This window comes from bacterium (genome assembly GCA_012517375.1).
In the GTDB taxonomy this organism is placed as follows: domain Bacteria; phylum Hydrothermota; class Tepidihabitantia; order B3-TA06; family B3-TA06; genus JAAYVC01.
In genome coordinates this window covers 1-17,698 of record JAAYVC010000094.1, presented here as the reverse complement: position 1 = coordinate 17,698, position 17,698 = coordinate 1, and the positions used below count along the sequence as shown (strand labels likewise).

The window sequence follows — 17,698 nt, the reverse complement described above, 5'->3', positions numbered from 1 at the left end:
GTTCGTTAACTCGATGTTCATCAAGTCGGCTATGTTGCCAGTGTTCCTGATAATGGTCAAATATGCACCTGAATTGGACTCGCTAGTGGGCACGCCGCATTCAGTCTCCTTATACTGAGGACTCGGAAGCACCAGCACCCCGGGGTGGATAGCAAACCAAAGGGGTAGAAAATCTGAGCCTTCCGTGTCTCTACAGTTTCCAATAACGCTTACACCTTCGGAAGAAGTAACATGATAAGTAGCCCAAGCATTCACATCATCCAAAGGACAAGTGTATCTGTAATATTGACCACGACTTAATTTCCCTTTCCATACAGGCTCATCAGCACCCCCATATCTTGGCGTTCTTGTGATAGTGACATCAGTATTGTCACTGTATGCAACGACAAGAAGACGTGAATAAACATACGGTGTACTCCAGGAAACAGACCCTTCTAGAGGCTGGTGAAACTCGGTACCTATTCCTAATCCGTTTCTGTCAATACTTCTAATAAGGAAAAAACCAATACTGGATGAAGGCCCGAAACTTACCCAAGGATTTTCAGAGAGAGAAATATCCTTGTCGCTGTGAATGTAAAGCGCACGGCCAGTTCCAGGCAAAGGAATTCTTTGCCCCTTTACTTCTCCTTTCTTTGAGAAAAATTCACGCCATATAGTATCCAAAGGATTGTTCAAATCCACTACAGATACCGTTGTCTTATCCTCCCAAGGAATAATCTGCAAGTCGTGAGCCTCGCCAGCACGCCACAACTGCTGATAGGTGATAAAATCCCGACCTACGAATGTACCATCATAAGAAGGGATGTATTTACCACCAAGACCTCCTCCGGTCATTGTATAGACTGGTTTGGAAGCTTCTACAGAATACACAATGGGCGGTACTTCACCCTGTTCTCTTAAATAATATTTTGCACTATCTAAATATCCTTCCCAAATTATAGTTTGGTTATCTAAATTCCTTACAGTTACATATGTGCTGTCCTGGTACGCAAACACTGCTATTACAGGCACACCTTCAGATCTTGAAGGTCCAACCGAAAGCATTTTGGTGCTTAAAGGACTACTGTTTTGATCTACTGCCGTCCAGTTACATATACCTGTTGTAAAAGGATCGCCACTCAACACGGTAAAAGCTTTACTGGCCTGAATCATATAAACACCGGGCGTAATTCCTTTTTGCAGACGGTATTCATCAAGCATCAATAATCCAGACCAGATTTTGTTTCCCGCAGAGTCTATTATCTCGCATTCATTAGAGTCGGCGTAGGAGAAAATCACGATATCTCCGTACGAATACGCATAAGTCGCAAAAGTGTCCCTTGCCAAAGGCAAGGGCGGCATGTCATAATGACCAACAAAATGCTGTGGTTCGGATGACTTTACATTTGTTACTGGAGCTGATGCGCTTCTGGTAAACACATCAGCTATGGGTTTTTCAGCTGCCCATACAAATTGCATAGCAATGATTGAAAATAATACAATCCATGTTCTCCGCATTGCTCCTCCTGGGTTAAGAGCTTTAGCGTAAGGATACTGAACAATAGATTGTTGTCAATAGCTAAGACCTGCAGAATCGTTATCTGCAGGTCTTAGCTACTACCTCTTAATCGAATTTTTGTTTAATTACAGAGAGATGACTATTAATCTTCTAATCGCAATCACGTGTTATATGAGGATGACTTTGGCTTATGTCTATAAGCTTCATATAACCTTCCGACTGAGTAGGGCATACTCTCCCATCAGAAGAACCTTCCACAGTAATAATAACATGAGCATTAGGAGTGGGTGGAAAACAATCATGACAATAAAAGATGAAAAGAGGTGGAACAGGAACCCAAGATCCCCAGAAATAAACGTCCCGATATGAATCATATCCACACCAATAACCTCCACCTCGATATTCACAAAGATATACTGGAGGTGTGCAATAGGTCTGTTTCCAGCCAGTATTGCCGTGCGAACCATTAAGAAGCATCTTCTAAGTATATCACTTCGCGATCACCATTAACGAAACTGACCCACCAATCTACTTCAGTTACACTGTCGTTGGGACAACTGTCATTAGTAAACATAATATATCCGTCTCCTGACAACGGCGTGAAAGTATCGCAAACACTATTATTGTCGTAATCATACAGTATAAAAGAACCGCTTGGCAATATGCACGCGGGGGTCCACTTTTCCCAATAGCCTCCAAGCTGGGCATTTGCTGGAACTGCAACAATGAAAAACGCAGCTAAAGCAATAAACATAAGAAGCGGTTTTTCTATTTTTTTCATGTTTGTCTCCTTTCTATAGTAGAATAAATCATAAGAATATACAAAAAAAAACGTTTGTCAAGTGCTTTGGCTCAAAAAAAGCGCGGCTAAAAGTACTGGACTAGCATACCATAGTATAATTCTTAGAGAAGTCTATCAGTAAAGGATAATCTTGCGCGAAACCTGGTTACTCTGTCCAGACCTTGCCAGAAGAAAATAGATTCCGGGAGAAAAACTCGAAATGTCTATGTGTCTTTTTGGACCGTCAAGAGTGCCATTAAAGAGCTTCCTGCCCATTACGTCGAAGAGTTCCAAGCTAACGATATCGCCAAAGGAATACAAGATGCTTACAGATAGAATCTTATGAACAGGTTCAACGGAGATATCGATTAAATTTGCATTCGGGTTCTGATACAATGTTAAAGCTGGATTCTCTTCCGTAACACCCTCTCCCCCTGCACCCAAATCATGAACACCTTCATTTCCGCTACCCCACAAAAGGCCGAATATGATTGCAAGAAATGTCACAGTCATTTCATCCTCCATGCCCTGACTCTAATCATCCTGTCCTTCTACTTGAACTATTAGCAATTAATATGCCAAATGATTAGTTTTACTAAGATATGTTTTATGTTTAACTTGAAAAAAGATATGGCGTACCCGTAAACATAAAGAATTTCCATTATGTGCAAGCGCTTTCACATTGACACAACCCTCTAGTGGCTTAGAATAGGCGCAATGAAAAAAGGCTGCTTTATAGATCTCGACTGGATGCCCTATCGCGAGGCATGGGATTTCCAGCGCAAAATATGGGAAAAAAGGGTCGAGGATTTGGTTCCTGACACCTTAATCTTCGTAGAGCACGATCACGTGATTACCAAAGGTCGTTCGACCAGGGAAGAAAACATACTTGTAACACCAGAGGAACTGGACGAGGAAGGCGTTGGTTGCTATGAAGTTGAGCGTGGCGGCGATGTAACATATCATGGACCCGGACAGCTTGTCGGCTACCCTATCTTTAAACTTGAGAAAGGTCTTATAGGGGTACGTCCTTTTGTCGCAAAAATAGAGACGGCTCTGGTTGACGCAATGAAGGAATTTGGCATTGAAGCATACGCATCGATGCGGATGCAGCGCGGTCAACCGGTCGGAGTATGGGTCGGTCAGGATAAGCTTGCCGCAATTGGAGTTGCTATTAAACGCTGGGTAAGCTTTCACGGTTTTGCACTAAACGTTTCCCCAGAACTTGATATGTTTTCTTTAATAGTTCCCTGCGGCTTGAAAGACAAGGGCATAATCTCAATGGAAAAGGTTCTTGGCAGAAAGCCTGACTTTAATCAAGTTAAGGAAAGCGTTCGAAGAGCATTCGAAAGTGTATTTGAAATTCAATTCAAGGAACACGAAATGGAGGAGTTCTGATTAAGCCGAAACCGGCTTGGATTAAGGTGAAGCTTCCGGGTCAGGGTGAATACAGGGATGTGGATGAAATTCTAAAGGATTTAAAGCTTAATACGGTCTGCCGTTCGGCAAGGTGCCCGAATATAGCAGACTGCTGGGGTCGAAGAACGGCAACCATCATGATACTGGGCGACGTGTGCACAAGAGGCTGCAGATTCTGCGCGGTAACGACAGGCAACCCCCGGGGGGTGCTGGACGAGACCGAACCGGAGAGGGTGGCTGAGGCGGTCAGAAGAATGGGACTCAAGTATGTCGTGCTGACGTCGGTGGACAGGGACGACATCGAGGACGCTGGCGCCGGCTACTTCGCAAAAACGATAGAATTAATTAAAAAGGATAACCCCCATGTTTTAGTGGAGCCCCTGATACCTGATTTTTGCAACGGCGATGCGGGAGACCGTCACGTCGTCCGCGACAGGCTGAAGATGATTGTGGACGCCCGCCCCGACGTTATCGCGCACAATCTCGAGACGGTCGAGCGCTTGACCTCACACGTTAGAGATAGACGGGCAAGCTATCGTTTGTCTCTTGATGTGTTACTGGCGGTTAAGGAGATTAAACCGGGGATGACGACTAAATCCGGCATAATGGTCGGTCTTGGCGAGATGGACGAAGAAGTATACGATACTATGTACGATATGCGCGAGGTTGGGGTGGACATATTGACAATAGGCCAGTACCTGCAGCCCACACGAAACCATTTGACAGTGGAGAGGTTCGTCACCCCTGAGCAGTTCAAGGAATATGAGAGGAGAGCCAAGGAGATGGGTTTTATATCCGCCGCGTGCTCGCCGCTGGTACGGTCATCCTACCATGCAGAGGATGCTTCCATCCTGCCAAAAAAAGAGGCCAAAACGATCTGATCAACCGCTGATTTTCCCCCTGCTTAAAAAACCAAATCGCTCATTGACAACATTGAAGATAGAAGTATGCTTAGTACATTGGATGGAGACGGTTCCCTGAGGAGAAAATCTAAGCCAAGGAGGCAGCGTGAAAAAACTCGTGTTAGTATTATCCCTTGTGTTTCTTGCAGCCGACGTTTTCGGCGCAACAGCCACCCTGAAAATCACAAAGGACAGCAAGGTCAACGAGGGCCAGCCCGCATTGACCTACGGAAGCGAGGAGTTCTATGTACTCTGGGGAGGCCCTGAAATAATCAAGGCGGAGAAGTTACTGCTTTACTTTCAGGGAATAGACGAGCTCAAAACCGTCGGAGCCGTTTGCGATTTTGCCCAACTCAGACTCTACGTAACAACAATGCTTGCCTCAGTCAATGCATGCACCTTCAGGTCCGCAGCGCCCTGGGACGAGGCGACCGTATGCTGGAACAACCGTCCGGCGGAGCTGAGGGATATCGAGGAGTTCAATGAACTGCCTGAGACACAGGATGTGTGGTATGAAGTCGATGTCACCCGGATAGTCAACTCCTGGCTCGCCGACGAGGCCCCCAACAACGGGTTCTACATGGACATTCCGTACGACATCTTGTTCGCCGGCGGCTGTCAGTTTGCGTCGAGGGAGAATCCCGACACCGCGAAATGCCCGAAGCTCTATCTCGACTACCATACAGGAGGAGCGGTGGGAGAAGCGCCGACGCCTGTGAGCATTGGTGACTTTACCGCGACTCCGGATGATGGAGTATTCTTTTCCCTGACCTCCCCCTCCCCTGTGTCGCTTAATATTTTCGACGCCTCGGGCGCGCTTGTCCGGACGCTTTTTGAGGGCTCATTGAGCGCGGGCGACCATCACTTTTCATTAACCGCAGAAAAGGGCGTCTACTTCGCAAGGCTTACGACACCGGCCGCGTCGCTCACAAGAAAGCTCGTATTGATTGATTGACCTTAATGATTCAAGCCCTGTAGAGCATTGTGAAGCCGCCCCAGAGCTTATTTGCCGCTCTCTGACCGGCGTTTCTTTCTGACCACATCGTAGCGCAGCCATAACACGTCTCCCGCGAGCTTCTTCGTCTGGATGAGGTTGAGCTTGACGATGCCTTTTGCGGATCCCAAATCAGGAGCAATGAATAGCGAACGCGCGGATGTTCCGCCAACAAGGGTCGGCGTTACGAGGACGTTCACCTCGTCCACGAGACCTGAGCGCAGAAGCGCTCCATTCAGGGTTCCGCCCGAGTCTACACGGACGGTCCTGACGCCGAAGCGTCTTGAGAGAATGTCAAGGGCTTTTCGTAGATCAACCTTTACACCACCTGCGACTACGTAGCGGACGTGACGCTTTTCGAGATAATCGAGATACTTCTTTGGAGTAGAACCCGAGCAAAGAACGACAACGTCGCGCCAGAATCCCCACGCCCTCGCCGCATGCCAGAACCTGATGCGGCCTCTTGAATCCGGTACGACGAGCAGGGGCCGTCTGTCCTTCGGATCGATCCGGGGCGGCTCGAATGCGGACTCGTTCTCAGTGGGAACTTCGGATGCTGCGGCCAGCATCGTGTTCGAACCGACGAGTGTGGCGTCTTCCTTCCATTTCGACGCAATGCCGTAGAAAAGCCCCATGTCGATGGAAAGGTGATCCATACGACCGTCAAGACTCGTTGCGTTGTGCAGAATGACCTTCGGCTTCATCTTCCTCCTTTATTGGTTGAGATTCAAGCTTAAAGTATACATGCGTTGTCTCGATTGTCAACAGCTTGTCGCCAACAAGGAGATTCCTATAGTATGCTTTATTCCAATGAGCAACTTGCGTTCATTAAAGGACATAACGAAATAAGCGTTCCGTCCGTCTGCGCGCGAACTTTAGCAGATTTGACTTAATCGGATTTATTAAGTATAATTTCTTCTTAAAAAGGGATGGAGTCCCCGGTAATTGCCTCCTTGGCTGATGACTCCTGCGAATTGACAACAAGGAGGTTATTATTTTTCAAAAACTCATCTACATATCGCTTGCCGGCGCGACAGGGACGTTAATGAGATATGTTCTTTCCGGAGTTTTGCAGCGTCTTTTCAAAGGCGAATTCCCCTGGAGTACTTTGATTATCAATGCGCTCGCGTGTTTTCTGGGCGGGCTGCTCTGGTCTTTAGCGGAACGCAGAATAATGATAAGCAGCGAGCTTAGAACCGTAATAATGATCGGCTTTTTAGGCGCCCTGTCCACTTTTTCGACTTACTCTTTTGAAACTGTCCAATTGATTCGCAGTAACCAATGGCTGTACGCTTCGGGTAATATTGGCGCCCAGAATGTGTTGTGCATTGTATTCTTGTTTGCCGGACTTCGCTTAGGCCAGATTATTTAGAAGCAAAGGAGAAAGGAGTGCGACATGCAATTGCCAAAGGAAGCCGAAATGCTTCGCATATTTATTGGCGAAAACGATAAAAAAAGCGGAAAACCTCTTTATGAACTAATAGTTGAAGAGGCTCGCAAACAAGGAATGGCTGGCGCAACTGTAATGCGCGGCGTGATGGGTTTTGGAGCGGACAGCCGCATCCACACTGCAAAGGTTTTAAGGTTGTCTGAAGATCTGCCTATTGTCATTGAAATTGTGGATACCGTTGATAAAATTGAAGCTTTCATCCCTTTTCTCGATGGCGTTGTTTTGGAAGGACTTATAACCATTGAAAAGATGAGAGTTTTAGCCTACCGCAGCCACCCTACGAAGAGCAGTTTATAATTGTGCGCACCCTCTCGGATATTTTTCTCCAGCTCGAGGCGCTCTACGCCTGCTACTCAAAAAGGGAGTTCGTGAATCCCGATCCGTTGCAGTTTTTGTACGATTACCCCAGACTTCGAGAGCGCGAAGTTGTAGGATTGATAGCATCCTCCCTTGCGTACGGAGGCGTCAAACAGATTCTAGGAAGCGTAAAAAAAGCGCTCGATTTGATGAAGCCCTCTCCTATCGAATTTCTAAAATCAAGCGATTTTGGAGAAATAAAGCAAGCATTCAAGGATTTCAAACACCGCTTCGCGGCAGGCGAGGACTTTTCGATGATGCTCTGGGGCGTAAAAAGGACTATTGAGGATTTAGGCTCGCTTGAGGCGGCATTCATGCATGGATATGAAGAGAAGGATGAAACAGTACTACCTGCGCTTATTCGATTCACCTCAACCATCAGAGACCGCGCGCGGGAAAAAAACAGGAGCGTGAAATACGGACAAGGAAAGGTGAGTTACGGATTTGAGCATCTCATCCCCTATCCAGAAAAAAGGGGAGCGTCAAAAAGGTTGCATTTATTTCTGAGGTGGATGGTTCGCAAGGACGCGGTAGACCCGGGCGGGTGGAAGGGAATCCACCCCTCGAAGTTAATTGTACCGGTTGATCTGCACATGCACCGGATAGGACTCAGACTCGGTATAACGGAGCGAAAGCAGGCGAATCTCACAACCGCTATGGAGATTACAAACGCTTTCAGGGAGATAGCGCCAGAGGATCCGGTTAAGTACGACTTCGTCTTGACCAGACTAGGTATAAGGGATGATACCGATATGGATGCTTTTCTTTCTTCCTGTCTGATGCCTCAAGAATCCGCTTGAGACCGGGTTCCCAAAAGAATGAAAAGCATTCCTTTGAAGCGAAGATGAACTTGACGAAGCCCTTAAAAAAACTATGATTGAGTTAATGAAGCCAAAAGGAGAATACTCTTAATGTTCAATTCAATTGAGGATGTTCTTGACTTCGCGAGAGAGAAGGAGCAGGACGCTTACGATTTTTATTTAGAACTTGCTGGAAGGATGCTGGATGCGGGCATGAAGAAACTGTTTAGCGAACTGGCTAAACAGGAAATAAGACACAGGATAGTCATTACTGAGATGCGAAAGGGGAATGTGGAGATTGCTTCTCACCCCAAGATAAAGAACCTTGAGTTAGAAAAAGCGCTTCTTACAACTGAGAAATCTAAATCTTTGGCAATTGAGAACGCAATGCTGCTGGCGCTGGAGCGCGAGCGTGGTTCTCATAAGCTCTATTCGGATCTTGCACAGATTGTTGAAGATCGGGAGCTGCAGAACATATTCAAGAACCTTGCCGCAGACGAACTCGAGCACCAAACAAGCATTCAGGGTGTCTACGAGAAGTATCTGAAGGGTTGATAGACTTTTTCCGGGGATTCAAGGAGTTGAAAGAATCAAGAAATTGAGTAAATTTGACAAATAAAACAAGGAGAAAACAGTGGCAAAAAGCATAAAAGGCACAAAGACCGAAAAGAATCTTTTGACAGCTTTTGCCGGCGAATCACAGGCTCGCAATCGCTACACCTACTTTGCCGGCAAGGCAAAGAAGGAGGAATTCGAGCAGATTGCAGCTATCTTTGCCGAAACCGCGGACCAGGAGAAGGAGCATGCAAAACGTTTCTTCAGTTTTCTCGAAGGCGGCGAGGTCGAGATACAGTGGAAGTTTCCGGCAGGAGTGATAGGCACGACCGCAGAAAACCTTAAGGAAGCGGCCGGCGGCGAGCACTACGAGTGGACGGATATGTATCCGAACTATGCAAAAGTAGCCAGAGACGAAGGTTTTGAAGCTGTTGCCAGGCTTTTCGAGGCGGTAATGGTCGCCGAGAAGCAGCATGAGAAACGATACTTGGATCTGTTGAAGAATATCGAAGAGAACCGCGTTTATGCAAGAACGGAGTCTGTTGTCTGGCGCTGCCGCAACTGCGGCTACCTCCACGAGGGAAAAGAAGCGCCTGAGCAGTGCCCTGCCTGCGTTCACCCCAGGGCGTATTTCGAGCTTCTGGGAGAAAATTGGTAACCCTCCGCAACATACTTGAAAAGAATGCTGCGCGAAACCGTAAACCGAAAAGCGCAAATCTAATTTAGGAGGACTTGATGTCTAAACACAAACACCACCACGAAGATTGCGAATGCTACGAACACCACAAGGAAGACGAAGCCTGCGAGTGCGAATGCCACGAAGACGACGATTGTGGCTGCTATCAGTATCATACGCCTGGCAAGGAATGCGACTGCCCTTGCCACGACGAGGATAGCGAGGAAGAAGAACATCAGCACAAAGGCTGCAGCTGCGGTCATTAATTGAATTATCAACCAGTAAAGAATAGGGGCGCTCTTGCGCCCCTATTCTTTAGAAGTCTTGTTGACCTTTCTTAAAAGTCTTGCAATACCTGGGATATAACTTGAAAGAGGGCGATTAAGATACGCACATCCCGCCCTGAGCATATATCCCATCTGAGCGGCGCTGATGTTTGGATGATTCCAGACCAAATGACGGGTATCGTAATGCGCCGGGTCATAATCTATTAATCCGAAAACCGATTTAATATAATCCCACTGAAGAGTGCTGGGAAACGGAGTATTCACGGTTAGTTGATGAGAGTCAAAACCTTTTCCTCTCAACATAATAAGATCTTCACAAATAGATTCAATGGTATCGTCCTCATATCCTATCATGTAATATGCTGTCGTTGCTATTTTCTTCTGCTTTGTTCTTTTACGCAATTCCGGCAGACTATCAGTATTAATCTGTTTAAGAATCTTGGATTGTGTTACGTTTCTTAGTGATTCGATTCCAAAACCAACCATCATCAACCCATTTGCGCTCCAGTAATCAAGATTTTCAAGGATCTTATCGATTCTTGAACCTGCCGACCATCTCATACCGAGAGAAGAAAGCATCTCGACGACCTTTCTGGAATGTTCGGGAAATATGCCAAAGGTCTCGTCATGAATCGCAACAATCTTTATGCCTATTTTCTTATAATGGCTAAGCACCCTGGCTATACTCTCTAGCGGAATACGGGACGGTTTTGGGGCATAACCTGGTGTTTGACAAAAAATACAGCGATACGGGCATCCCCTTTGAGTATAAAGTCCTCCTATTCTCGCAACCTTTAAGGAAGGAGGCATGTCCATTCTGATATGATTAACAAGCAAAGGGTGCCTGATATATTCAAGCTCTTCATTGAAAACCTTCCGGGATAGCTCTCCTTCGCAATAGCCGATCCATCGCTTGTCGGCAAATGAAGCCTGAGGAGATAAAGCGCCGTAGCTTCCTGCCCAGATTTCTCGTACGCCTCTCTTCTTTGCCTCTTCAGCCATTTTAATAATCTCATTCATCTCAAAGTGAAGAAAGCTAAACCCTACAACATCCCAGCCTTCATTAATTTTTTTTATATAGTCACTCCATGAAGGGTATTCGATTATCTCGATATCAGGAATATTAGTTTTAAGAAACCTCAATGCTGCGGAATAAGCCCGGGATTGGTAACTCAAATGAGGTCTGTAAGGCGTATTCACTGCAAAAGTATCAAAAAAGTCTTTCTTATCCTTCATGTAAGATGAACATATAAGCACCTTAGGTTTGCTTGAAAAACGTCGGAGCATTCTTTTCAATAGACTCCCGGATAAGCGAGGTTTTTATGTCGTTTGTCAATAAACATATCTTTAAGCTATAATATATAAATAAGAATCCGAGTCAAGACCACATCCACCTAACTCAAGTTTCGATAAAAAATCAATTAAAGACGCTAAGCGTCCATAGTCAAAACACCTTTAGCAGGGATAGCGGATCTGAGTTGGTCAAGAAGGAGAAACGGCAAGAGGACTTCTCATAGAGCTGATTGCAACAGAGGCAACGGGATTCGCCTGCATCGTTCCGGCGGGTTACGGGGAGGCGGCTCCTCTTGGAGCACCTAAGCCATTTGCGAACCATCGGACGTACTCTCTCAAGGTAGAGGTTTTCCTTCATCTCTTATGCAATAGAGGGAAAACTTCGCGCTGCAGCTTGCCGGATGCCCCGAAGACGCTGCGCGTCTCTAATAACGCTCTATAACTCATCCCTTGCTTGCAGGGGTTCATGCCCTCCAGTCCCTTATAAGCAAGCTTCATAAGCGGCCTCTCTTTTTAGCTGGAAATCCCAGTGTTTCTTAATGCCATCCTTAACACCTGGCAAACGTCTCCTAGCGCAAGAAGCCTGGCAGCTTGACCGAGCGGATTAATATCTTATAATCTCTAATCTTACGCCTGCTATGGCGGAAGGAATAAGCTTGAAACTTTTATCTAATCCAGGAGGAATTGATGAATGATACCTTCGGTTCAGTGAATGAGCTTCTCGATTTCGCAATAGGCAAGGAAGAGGAAGCCAGCAAGTTCTATGGAAGCCTCGCCGAACGAACAGACAACTCATCCATCAAAGAGTTGTTTTTGAGTTTTTCCAAAGAAGAGCTGAAGCATAAAGCAAAACTCGAAGCAGTCAAGGAAGGCAAGATTATGCTATCAGTCAGTCAAAAAATTCAAAATCTTAGGATAGCCGACTACCTTGCCAAGGTTGACATTGAGCTAAACGCCGAATTCGATTTCCAGAAGGCTCTTATAGTAGCCATGCAAAGGGAAAAGGCTTCGTTTAAGCTATATACCGATCTTGCAGCAATTACAGACAATCCCGAGCTTGAAGAACTGCTGTTAGGCTTGGCTCAGGAAGAAGCCAAACACAAGCTTTATTTCGAGATTCAATACGACGAACATATACTTACGGAAAACTAGCAAGGTATTATCCGTTAAATACAAGGAGATGTTATGTCTGAGGAAAATCCATATTATTACGAGATAGGACGGGAGTTCTACTTAATCCGTACGCCGGAAAAAGACCTGCATCGCAATATATACGTTAAGAGGTTTATCGGTCAAAACAACAAGGTCAACATGCTTTTTGACCCGGGAACGAAACTGGATACCGAACTTCTTGCTTCTGCACTCGAAAAGCTCATAGGCGGAATCCAAAATGTAGATATAGTTTTTCTAAGCCATCAGGACCCGGACGTTGCTTCCAATATCAATGTTGTTCTGGCAAATGCTCCTCATGCGGTTATTGCAGCTTCAACTGACACGCTGCGTCTCATTAAGATGCTGGGAATACCCGAACGTAACCTTTACGCTATTGAATCCTCCAGCTCCGAGTATCTTATTATTAATAAAACAGGCCACAAAATACAATTCTTACCTGCATATTTCTGCCATTTCAGAGGCGCTATGATGATGTACGATTATGAAAGCAAGGTTCTTTTTTCCGGTGATTTTCTTGCAGGCGTTAATTCTCGCAAAGGCGAAGGTATCCATGCCGACGATACTTCATTCAACGGCATCGCTTTTTTTCATGAAATCTACATGCCTTCAAAAAAAGCTCTGCAACAGACTGTCGATAGAATAACCTCTCTCACCCCCACTCCTGATGTTATTGCTCCTCAACACGGCGACGTAATCGCCGGCAGATTCGTAGAGGATTTTCTTGCTAGAATATCCATGCTGGAAGTAGGACTGGAAATCATCAAAGAACGAAAACCCATGAAAGATATTGTAATCGTCGCCTTAAACAGACTTCTCGATTATCTTCTGCAAGAGGAATCTGAACTCCACTCAAAACTTCTCAATAAACTGTCTAATCCCGAGGAGTTTACTACCGTTTTCCAGATTTCAAATAATTCCGTAATAGATATCAAGGTTGGCCCTAATAACGCCGTCATCCATATGTGGAATAGTCTTGAACAATTAATTCCAGCCGATAAATTAAATATGATCAGAATTAAATATGCTGAAATACTCGACAATTACGGCTTGTCGCTCCCTGCGGACGCTTTCTCTAAAGCCCCTCCCCACAACCTCTTAACTAATCCATAAGATTATAAAAAAGTTGCGAATCAATAAAAAACCGTTTATTGTTTTTTTATCCTATTAACTATCTTTTTTTATTCCCCTATCATCTTGACAATCGTTCTTCTGTACGTAAAATCATACAAATCAAGGAAATAGATATGTCTGCTAAAAAGAAATCCGAACATAAACCCCTACTCAATGTAATGATTTATATTCTTAATGAGACGCTTAATTTTTATCAAAACAATGGTGTTCCAGCTATTCATACTAAAAGCTTATTCAACAGGATAACAAAAACATCCACTAACCCATCTCCGATTATCATTAAGGATAACGTTTTTACCGCGAATAACGAAACTAAAGAACCAGAGATAATCATTGATAGTTTTACAGTCGTGTATAAGGAAACACATAAAGCGCTTGCTACGGTCTGGGGACCAAAAGTCATCTCATACAGGTACTCCAGATTATTCGAGCTGCTGAAATCGAATCTTGCTGAAAATCAGGAGGCGCAAGAAGTGTTGAAGATGATATCACCGGACAGGCTATTCATGTAATAGTCGTCGAGGAGGCTTCGTATGCGTTCTTTTTGGACGTGCGTTTTCATAGGCTGTGGCTTACTAATTGTTGATGTTTTATTCTACTTACTTCAACAAATAAATACAACCCCGCTTGTGTTTTATTTAGGGGTTGCAGTAGATCAATTAACCTTTATCACACCGATTTTTCTAGCTCTTTTTGGTTACCTTGGTCTTGAAAAAGATTGGTCAGGAAGAAGCGGATGGCTTCTGGTTTTCCTTGCCTTATCTTTCTATGCCGTAGGAGATACTATCTGGAACGTTTATGGTTCAATGAAAGTTGAACCTCCCTATCCCGGTCTTTCGGATGTGTTTTACTTCTTCTTTCCTCCTCTGATGATCTCGGCAATGATGATTTTCTTAAGATTGACAAGAACTAAGCGTTCGCCAGTTCAGATAATTTGCGTATCCGCTGCAGGAGGTTTGCTTTTGGGGTTTCTTTTGTGGAAGGTTATTATACCTCATCTTGCAGAACCTCAAATCCCGTTAACGATAAAATTACTTGATTTGTATTACCCTCTTGCGGATATGATTATTTTTACTATCGGGCTCTTGATTCTTTTGCAGGTCTGGGGCGGCCAAATTTCAGTGTCCTTCTTGCTTTTCCTCTCAGGTATCTTTGTATTGATTGTAGTAGATGCTCTTTACTCGCTTTTTTCAGAAAATTGGGGATACAGAAACCCTCTCGATATTTTGTGGAATCTTGCGTATCTTTTGATTGCCCTTGCTCTTGTCTATGAACGAACTCTCCATAAACGGATAAGAGATGAATTATAATTAGGTCATTAAAAACACCTGAAACGATTCAGGAAAAATGTTCTTGACAATCACATTCCCGATTTTATAATTAACCAGTCATGCAGGAGATGATTTAATCTGTATAATGAAAAATACAACGATTCATCCAATTTTAATGAGGAGTTTTAGTGCACTATCCAAAGGGTGAAGCAGTACACGAAAAAGTACCATCTCAGTTACTGAAAATCGATGAATTAATGAGCTGGATGGAGGATAAAGGGTTCAACGGTGTTCTTACAGGCGAAACAAGAAGTCAATTGACGGAGATTTTCATAACAAATGGCAGCGTCCGGAACGCAATTCTCACGCACGGCAACGAACAACTGGTAGGAAAAGAAGCAATTGAGGCAATGATGGTAGACTCAGCCACAGGAAACCTGATTCTTTCTCTTTTCAGCTTAAAACCTGAGATATGCAAACCTCTTTTGATACCGCTCATTGCCAAACCGCATCTATCTCATATGAGCTCACAGGTAATTCACCTTGTTAAGCTTATGGAAAGTTGTCTTGTTTCAGGCGTTATCAGTCACATCGTTCTTGAAAACAATGACCTTGAAGGACACATACTCTTTAACGATGGAGTTCTTGTAGGCTCTTACACGAACAGGCAACCCAAAATAGACAGCGAATTCAAGGATTTCTACAGTCTCTATCACGATATTGGCGGAACTCTTTCGGTCACACAAATTAAGAACGAAGAATTTGAAAAAATAGAACTGCCTTTGCTTGAAATTATTACCAAACCTTCCGAAACAGAATTTGTAAAAAAAATTCTTGTGTCATTCCTCAATTTTACGCGTGATGCATATGGAAGAAACGGGCTCCCGCCGCAGGAAACCATGGACCTTTTCAAAAGGATTGCCGGAACAATCGCCGAATCGCCAGTTGTTATTGTTGACAATGAATTCCTACCTACCTCGACGTTACTCAAGAAGGAGCAAATTATCAGTGAATTTTCAAACCTATTAAGACAAGTACATACGGCGTTAAAAGATATGTGGGGGCCAAAAGTAGTCTCATCACGTTACCGCCGGATTTACGAAAACTATCTTAAGGAAAAGAAAGACGTTAAACCTGCAACGGAAATACTCGATTCGATAAGCCCTGAAAAATTGGGGCTTTAAACATTCCAGCCTCACCAGGCTACGCAAAAAAAATACTCCTCAACACAGGAGGGATTATGTCGCGATCATTGGTTTGGAGTTCGATAACCTTCGTCGTCCTCTTTATTATTACATCAATCTTTTATTTTGTACCGTCATTAGCAAATCCTTACAAAACAATACCTTACAATGTCGGAACGATTGTCTATCAAATAACGCTTCTTGTGCCCGTCATCTTTTTATTTATATCCTATACAGGTATCGACAAGCAATGGAAGGGTCACAGGGCATGGCTCTTTATCCTTCTGGCCCTTGTCTTTTACTTCATTGGCGATACCGTATGGAATGTATACGACCTCTTCTGGCAAGTAGAGGCTCCTCATCCCGGCATTGCCGATGCCGCCTACATTATTTTTTACCCTCTGGTTATACTGGCAATGCTGCGTTTCATAAAAGTAGCTGATGTTAAGCTTACTCCTTCAGAAACCCTGCTGATTGGAATAATTGCTGCACTGCTTGCCGCCGAAGCCATCGGCAGGATTATTGTTCCGGCGTTTCTGGATTCTTCCTCGCCAATCCTTGCGAACATAATAGATTCTTTCTACGTACTTTCTGATGTTGCGATACTCTGTTTGGGATTAATCATTATTGTTCAGTTCTGGGGCGGAAGAGTAACCACTACATATATACTTTTCGTGATTGCAATGTTCATTATGAGCATATGTGATGCAATTTACACGCTTCAACCTGAAATTGGACTCAGGAATCCGCTTGACCTCGGATGGACCGCTTCCTACATGCTAATCGCTCTTGCTTCAGTGCATGAGCGGTCCCTTCACTATAAACTTAAGTAGTTTTAAGGAGGAAACTTGTGAAACGAACCTTGTTGCTTGTCCTGTTTATTTTCGCTTTAGCATCTGCAGATCCTTTCAACACTATTGCCGCATATACCGTTGACCAGGGTTCAGGGTGGCTTGGCCCTTACATGTACGCCACTGTGCCTATCGGAGATACTACAAGCGACGTAATTTTAGATCCTTATATGTATTTCGGCTACGGAGTTTTACCCCGATTTGACGTTACCGTCTTTGCGAATGGCGCCTTTTCCGCAGGCCGGTTTTCATTAGGCGAACTGGTTGTTGAACCCCGATACATGTTCATCGCTAAAGATAACTTCTTACTTTCTGGAGTGTTAGAAGCGTCCATTCCATTATCAGAGGACGGAAGCTTTGCGCTCACCCCAGGCATTATGGCAACCTTATTTCCTCTTGGCAAGTTCAACCTCCATGCCGATCTCTTTTATTATAGACCACTTACAGATGAAACCAACGGCGAGATATGGTTCTGGGTAGCTCCGGACCTATGGGTTGCTGATAACTTCTCTATTTTCGGCGAGTTAAATACGTATTATTCTCTGGATGACAACTCCCTGACAGCGGAACTTTGGCCTGGCGCTTGCTGGTATCCTGTGGAATGGCTTTCGGTTGTAGCTGCATGCGGCGTACCTGCAACACTTGACTACGTCTCCCCCGGACTTGCCGCTTACGTAAGTTTTTGACATCTTGTCAAACCTGAGTTGAAGGCGTTTGGTCGAATATCGCAGTTGGATTTTACTCTTTGCGGTCAGGAATCACGGTCAAATACTCCCCAAAAGTAGCGGCTGGAAGCCTACAGCTTCGGCAGAATCGATTCCAGACCCGGGGTCCCCGCAAAGCTACGAAGTAGATTGCTCCCTCCGTTCGCCATCTCATGTTGCGGGCAAAAAAAGCTGGTCAGAAGATAGACAGAAGCTGGACAAATTCCCTGGCGTGATTAGTCAGGATTCGAGAAATGGAGTCCCGTTTGATGAAAAGCGTCACGAACTCCAACGTCATTGCGAGGAGAAACGCCGAAGGCGTTAGGACGCGGCAATCTCATAGCAGTATCTTGATTTTACGGCGCAGAGCCG

General features: G+C 44.8%; 22 protein-coding genes. 16 read left to right on the top strand and 6 right to left on the bottom strand.

The genetic code is table 11. From position 1 onward, the window contains the following. The 4 genes from GX441_09810 to GX441_09795 all read right to left on the bottom strand — a co-directional run. Positions 1–1,497: hypothetical protein (locus GX441_09810; protein NLI98935.1), on the bottom strand; the 1,497-nt coding region annotated here is incomplete at its 3' end. 204 nt (positions 1,498–1,701) lie between these two features. After that, a complete protein-coding gene (locus tag GX441_09805; protein NLI98934.1) occupies positions 1,702–1,965 on the bottom strand; it encodes a hypothetical protein in 264 nt (87 codons plus the stop codon). Then, positions 1,965–2,279 carry a hypothetical protein gene (locus tag GX441_09800; protein ID NLI98933.1) on the bottom strand — a complete coding sequence of 105 codons (315 nt, stop codon included), beginning with the start codon at positions 2,277–2,279 and terminating at the stop codon, positions 1,965–1,967. The genes GX441_09805 and GX441_09800 overlap by 1 nt, the downstream gene beginning before the upstream one ends. Positions 2,280–2,414: 135 nt before the next feature. Next, positions 2,415–2,792: a T9SS type A sorting domain-containing protein gene (locus GX441_09795; GenBank protein ID NLI98932.1), complete on the bottom strand. Its 378-nt coding sequence runs from the start codon at positions 2,790–2,792 to the stop codon at positions 2,415–2,417. A gap of 204 nt (positions 2,793–2,996) precedes the next feature. On the opposite strand from GX441_09795, the gene lipB reads away from it, so the two are divergent. The 3 genes from lipB to GX441_09780 all read left to right on the top strand — a co-directional run bounded on the left by lipB (position 2,997) and on the right by GX441_09780 (position 5,555). After that, on the top strand, positions 2,997–3,677 hold the full coding sequence (gene lipB, locus GX441_09790; GenBank protein ID NLI98931.1) for a lipoyl(octanoyl) transferase LipB: 681 nt from the start codon (positions 2,997–2,999) through the stop codon (positions 3,675–3,677). Then, complete coding sequence (gene lipA / locus GX441_09785; GenBank protein NLI98930.1) at positions 3,674–4,579, top strand: lipoyl synthase; 906 nt, start codon at positions 3,674–3,676, stop codon at positions 4,577–4,579. The genes lipB and lipA overlap by 4 nt, the downstream gene beginning before the upstream one ends. Before the next feature lie 127 nt (positions 4,580–4,706). Next, positions 4,707–5,555: a DNRLRE domain-containing protein gene (locus GX441_09780; GenBank protein ID NLI98929.1), complete on the top strand. Its 849-nt coding sequence runs from the start codon at positions 4,707–4,709 to the stop codon at positions 5,553–5,555. Between the two features lie 47 nt (positions 5,556–5,602). Here the strand turns inward: GX441_09780 and GX441_09775 are convergent, their stop codons facing one another. Beyond that, entirely contained in the window at positions 5,603–6,298 is a 696-nt protein-coding gene (locus tag GX441_09775; protein NLI98928.1) for a RibD family protein, read from the bottom strand. A gap of 341 nt (positions 6,299–6,639) precedes the next feature. Between GX441_09775 and GX441_09770 the strand changes: the two genes are divergently transcribed. From GX441_09770 to GX441_09745, 6 genes are all read left to right on the top strand, one after another. Beyond that, a complete protein-coding gene (locus tag GX441_09770) occupies positions 6,640–6,966 on the top strand; it encodes a CrcB family protein (GenBank protein ID NLI98927.1) in 327 nt (108 codons plus the stop codon). 24 nt (positions 6,967–6,990) lie between these two features. Beyond that, positions 6,991–7,341, top strand: coding sequence for a DUF190 domain-containing protein (locus GX441_09765; GenBank protein ID NLI98926.1), 351 nt, complete (start codon positions 6,991–6,993; stop codon positions 7,339–7,341). 20 nt (positions 7,342–7,361) lie between these two features. Beyond that, a complete protein-coding gene (locus tag GX441_09760; protein NLI98925.1) occupies positions 7,362–8,201 on the top strand; it encodes a TIGR02757 family protein in 840 nt (279 codons plus the stop codon). 111 nt (positions 8,202–8,312) lie between these two features. Continuing rightward, the gene (locus tag GX441_09755) at positions 8,313–8,756 is read left to right on the top strand and encodes a ferritin family protein (GenBank protein ID NLI98924.1); all 444 of its coding nucleotides are present in this window, start codon (positions 8,313–8,315) and stop codon (positions 8,754–8,756) included. A gap of 79 nt (positions 8,757–8,835) precedes the next feature. Further along, positions 8,836–9,414 carry a rubrerythrin family protein gene (locus GX441_09750; protein ID NLI98923.1) on the top strand — a complete coding sequence of 193 codons (579 nt, stop codon included), beginning with the start codon at positions 8,836–8,838 and terminating at the stop codon, positions 9,412–9,414. A gap of 77 nt (positions 9,415–9,491) precedes the next feature. After that, complete coding sequence (locus GX441_09745; GenBank protein NLI98922.1) at positions 9,492–9,698, top strand: hypothetical protein; 207 nt, start codon at positions 9,492–9,494, stop codon at positions 9,696–9,698. A gap of 42 nt (positions 9,699–9,740) precedes the next feature. Here the strand turns inward: GX441_09745 and GX441_09740 are convergent, their stop codons facing one another. Further along, positions 9,741–10,862, bottom strand: coding sequence for a radical SAM protein (locus tag GX441_09740; protein NLI98921.1), 1,122 nt, complete (start codon positions 10,860–10,862; stop codon positions 9,741–9,743). Between the two features lie 837 nt (positions 10,863–11,699). Between GX441_09740 and GX441_09735 the strand changes: the two genes are divergently transcribed. The 7 genes from GX441_09735 (at position 11,700) to GX441_09705 (ending at position 17,308) form a co-directional block, all read left to right on the top strand. Next, a complete protein-coding gene (locus GX441_09735; GenBank protein NLI98920.1) occupies positions 11,700–12,164 on the top strand; it encodes a ferritin family protein in 465 nt (154 codons plus the stop codon). Positions 12,165–12,197: 33 nt separating this feature from the next. Next, positions 12,198–13,295 carry an MBL fold metallo-hydrolase gene (locus GX441_09730; protein ID NLI98919.1) on the top strand — a complete coding sequence of 366 codons (1,098 nt, stop codon included), beginning with the start codon at positions 12,198–12,200 and terminating at the stop codon, positions 13,293–13,295. A 134-nt stretch (positions 13,296–13,429) separates the two neighbouring features. Continuing rightward, positions 13,430–13,828: a hypothetical protein gene (locus tag GX441_09725; GenBank protein NLI98918.1), complete on the top strand. Its 399-nt coding sequence runs from the start codon at positions 13,430–13,432 to the stop codon at positions 13,826–13,828. Between the two features lie 21 nt (positions 13,829–13,849). After that, positions 13,850–14,626, top strand: a complete 777-nt coding sequence (locus tag GX441_09720) for a hypothetical protein (GenBank protein NLI98917.1) — start codon at positions 13,850–13,852, stop codon at positions 14,624–14,626. A gap of 149 nt (positions 14,627–14,775) precedes the next feature. Continuing rightward, a complete protein-coding gene (locus tag GX441_09715; protein ID NLI98916.1) occupies positions 14,776–15,771 on the top strand; it encodes a hypothetical protein in 996 nt (331 codons plus the stop codon). A 56-nt stretch (positions 15,772–15,827) separates the two neighbouring features. Further along, on the top strand, positions 15,828–16,604 hold the full coding sequence (locus GX441_09710) for a hypothetical protein (protein ID NLI98915.1): 777 nt from the start codon (positions 15,828–15,830) through the stop codon (positions 16,602–16,604). A gap of 17 nt (positions 16,605–16,621) precedes the next feature. After that, positions 16,622–17,308, top strand: coding sequence for a hypothetical protein (locus tag GX441_09705; GenBank protein ID NLI98914.1), 687 nt, complete (start codon positions 16,622–16,624; stop codon positions 17,306–17,308). Positions 17,309–17,698 lie beyond the last annotated feature (390 nt).

Coding starts and splice junctions, on each gene's coding strand:
- GX441_09725 (NLI98918.1), top strand. CDS start 13,430: ATGTCTGCTAAAAAGAAATCCGAACATAAACCCCTACTCAATGTAATG.
- GX441_09775 (NLI98928.1), bottom strand. CDS start 6,298: ATGAAGCCGAAGGTCATTCTGCACAACGCAACGAGTCTTGACGGTCGT.
- GX441_09755 (NLI98924.1), top strand. CDS start 8,313: ATGTTCAATTCAATTGAGGATGTTCTTGACTTCGCGAGAGAGAAGGAG.
- GX441_09720 (NLI98917.1), top strand. CDS start 13,850: ATGCGTTCTTTTTGGACGTGCGTTTTCATAGGCTGTGGCTTACTAATT.
- GX441_09800 (NLI98933.1), bottom strand. CDS start 2,279: ATGAAAAAAATAGAAAAACCGCTTCTTATGTTTATTGCTTTAGCTGCG.
- GX441_09735 (NLI98920.1), top strand. CDS start 11,700: ATGAATGATACCTTCGGTTCAGTGAATGAGCTTCTCGATTTCGCAATA.
- GX441_09730 (NLI98919.1), top strand. CDS start 12,198: ATGTCTGAGGAAAATCCATATTATTACGAGATAGGACGGGAGTTCTAC.
- GX441_09765 (NLI98926.1), top strand. CDS start 6,991: ATGCAATTGCCAAAGGAAGCCGAAATGCTTCGCATATTTATTGGCGAA.
- GX441_09795 (NLI98932.1), bottom strand. CDS start 2,792: ATGACTGTGACATTTCTTGCAATCATATTCGGCCTTTTGTGGGGTAGC.
- GX441_09770 (NLI98927.1), top strand. CDS start 6,640: ATGAGATATGTTCTTTCCGGAGTTTTGCAGCGTCTTTTCAAAGGCGAA.
- GX441_09805 (NLI98934.1), bottom strand. CDS start 1,965: ATGGTTCGCACGGCAATACTGGCTGGAAACAGACCTATTGCACACCTC.
- GX441_09745 (NLI98922.1), top strand. CDS start 9,492: ATGTCTAAACACAAACACCACCACGAAGATTGCGAATGCTACGAACAC.
- lipB (NLI98931.1), top strand. CDS start 2,997: ATGAAAAAAGGCTGCTTTATAGATCTCGACTGGATGCCCTATCGCGAG.
- GX441_09710 (NLI98915.1), top strand. CDS start 15,828: ATGTCGCGATCATTGGTTTGGAGTTCGATAACCTTCGTCGTCCTCTTT.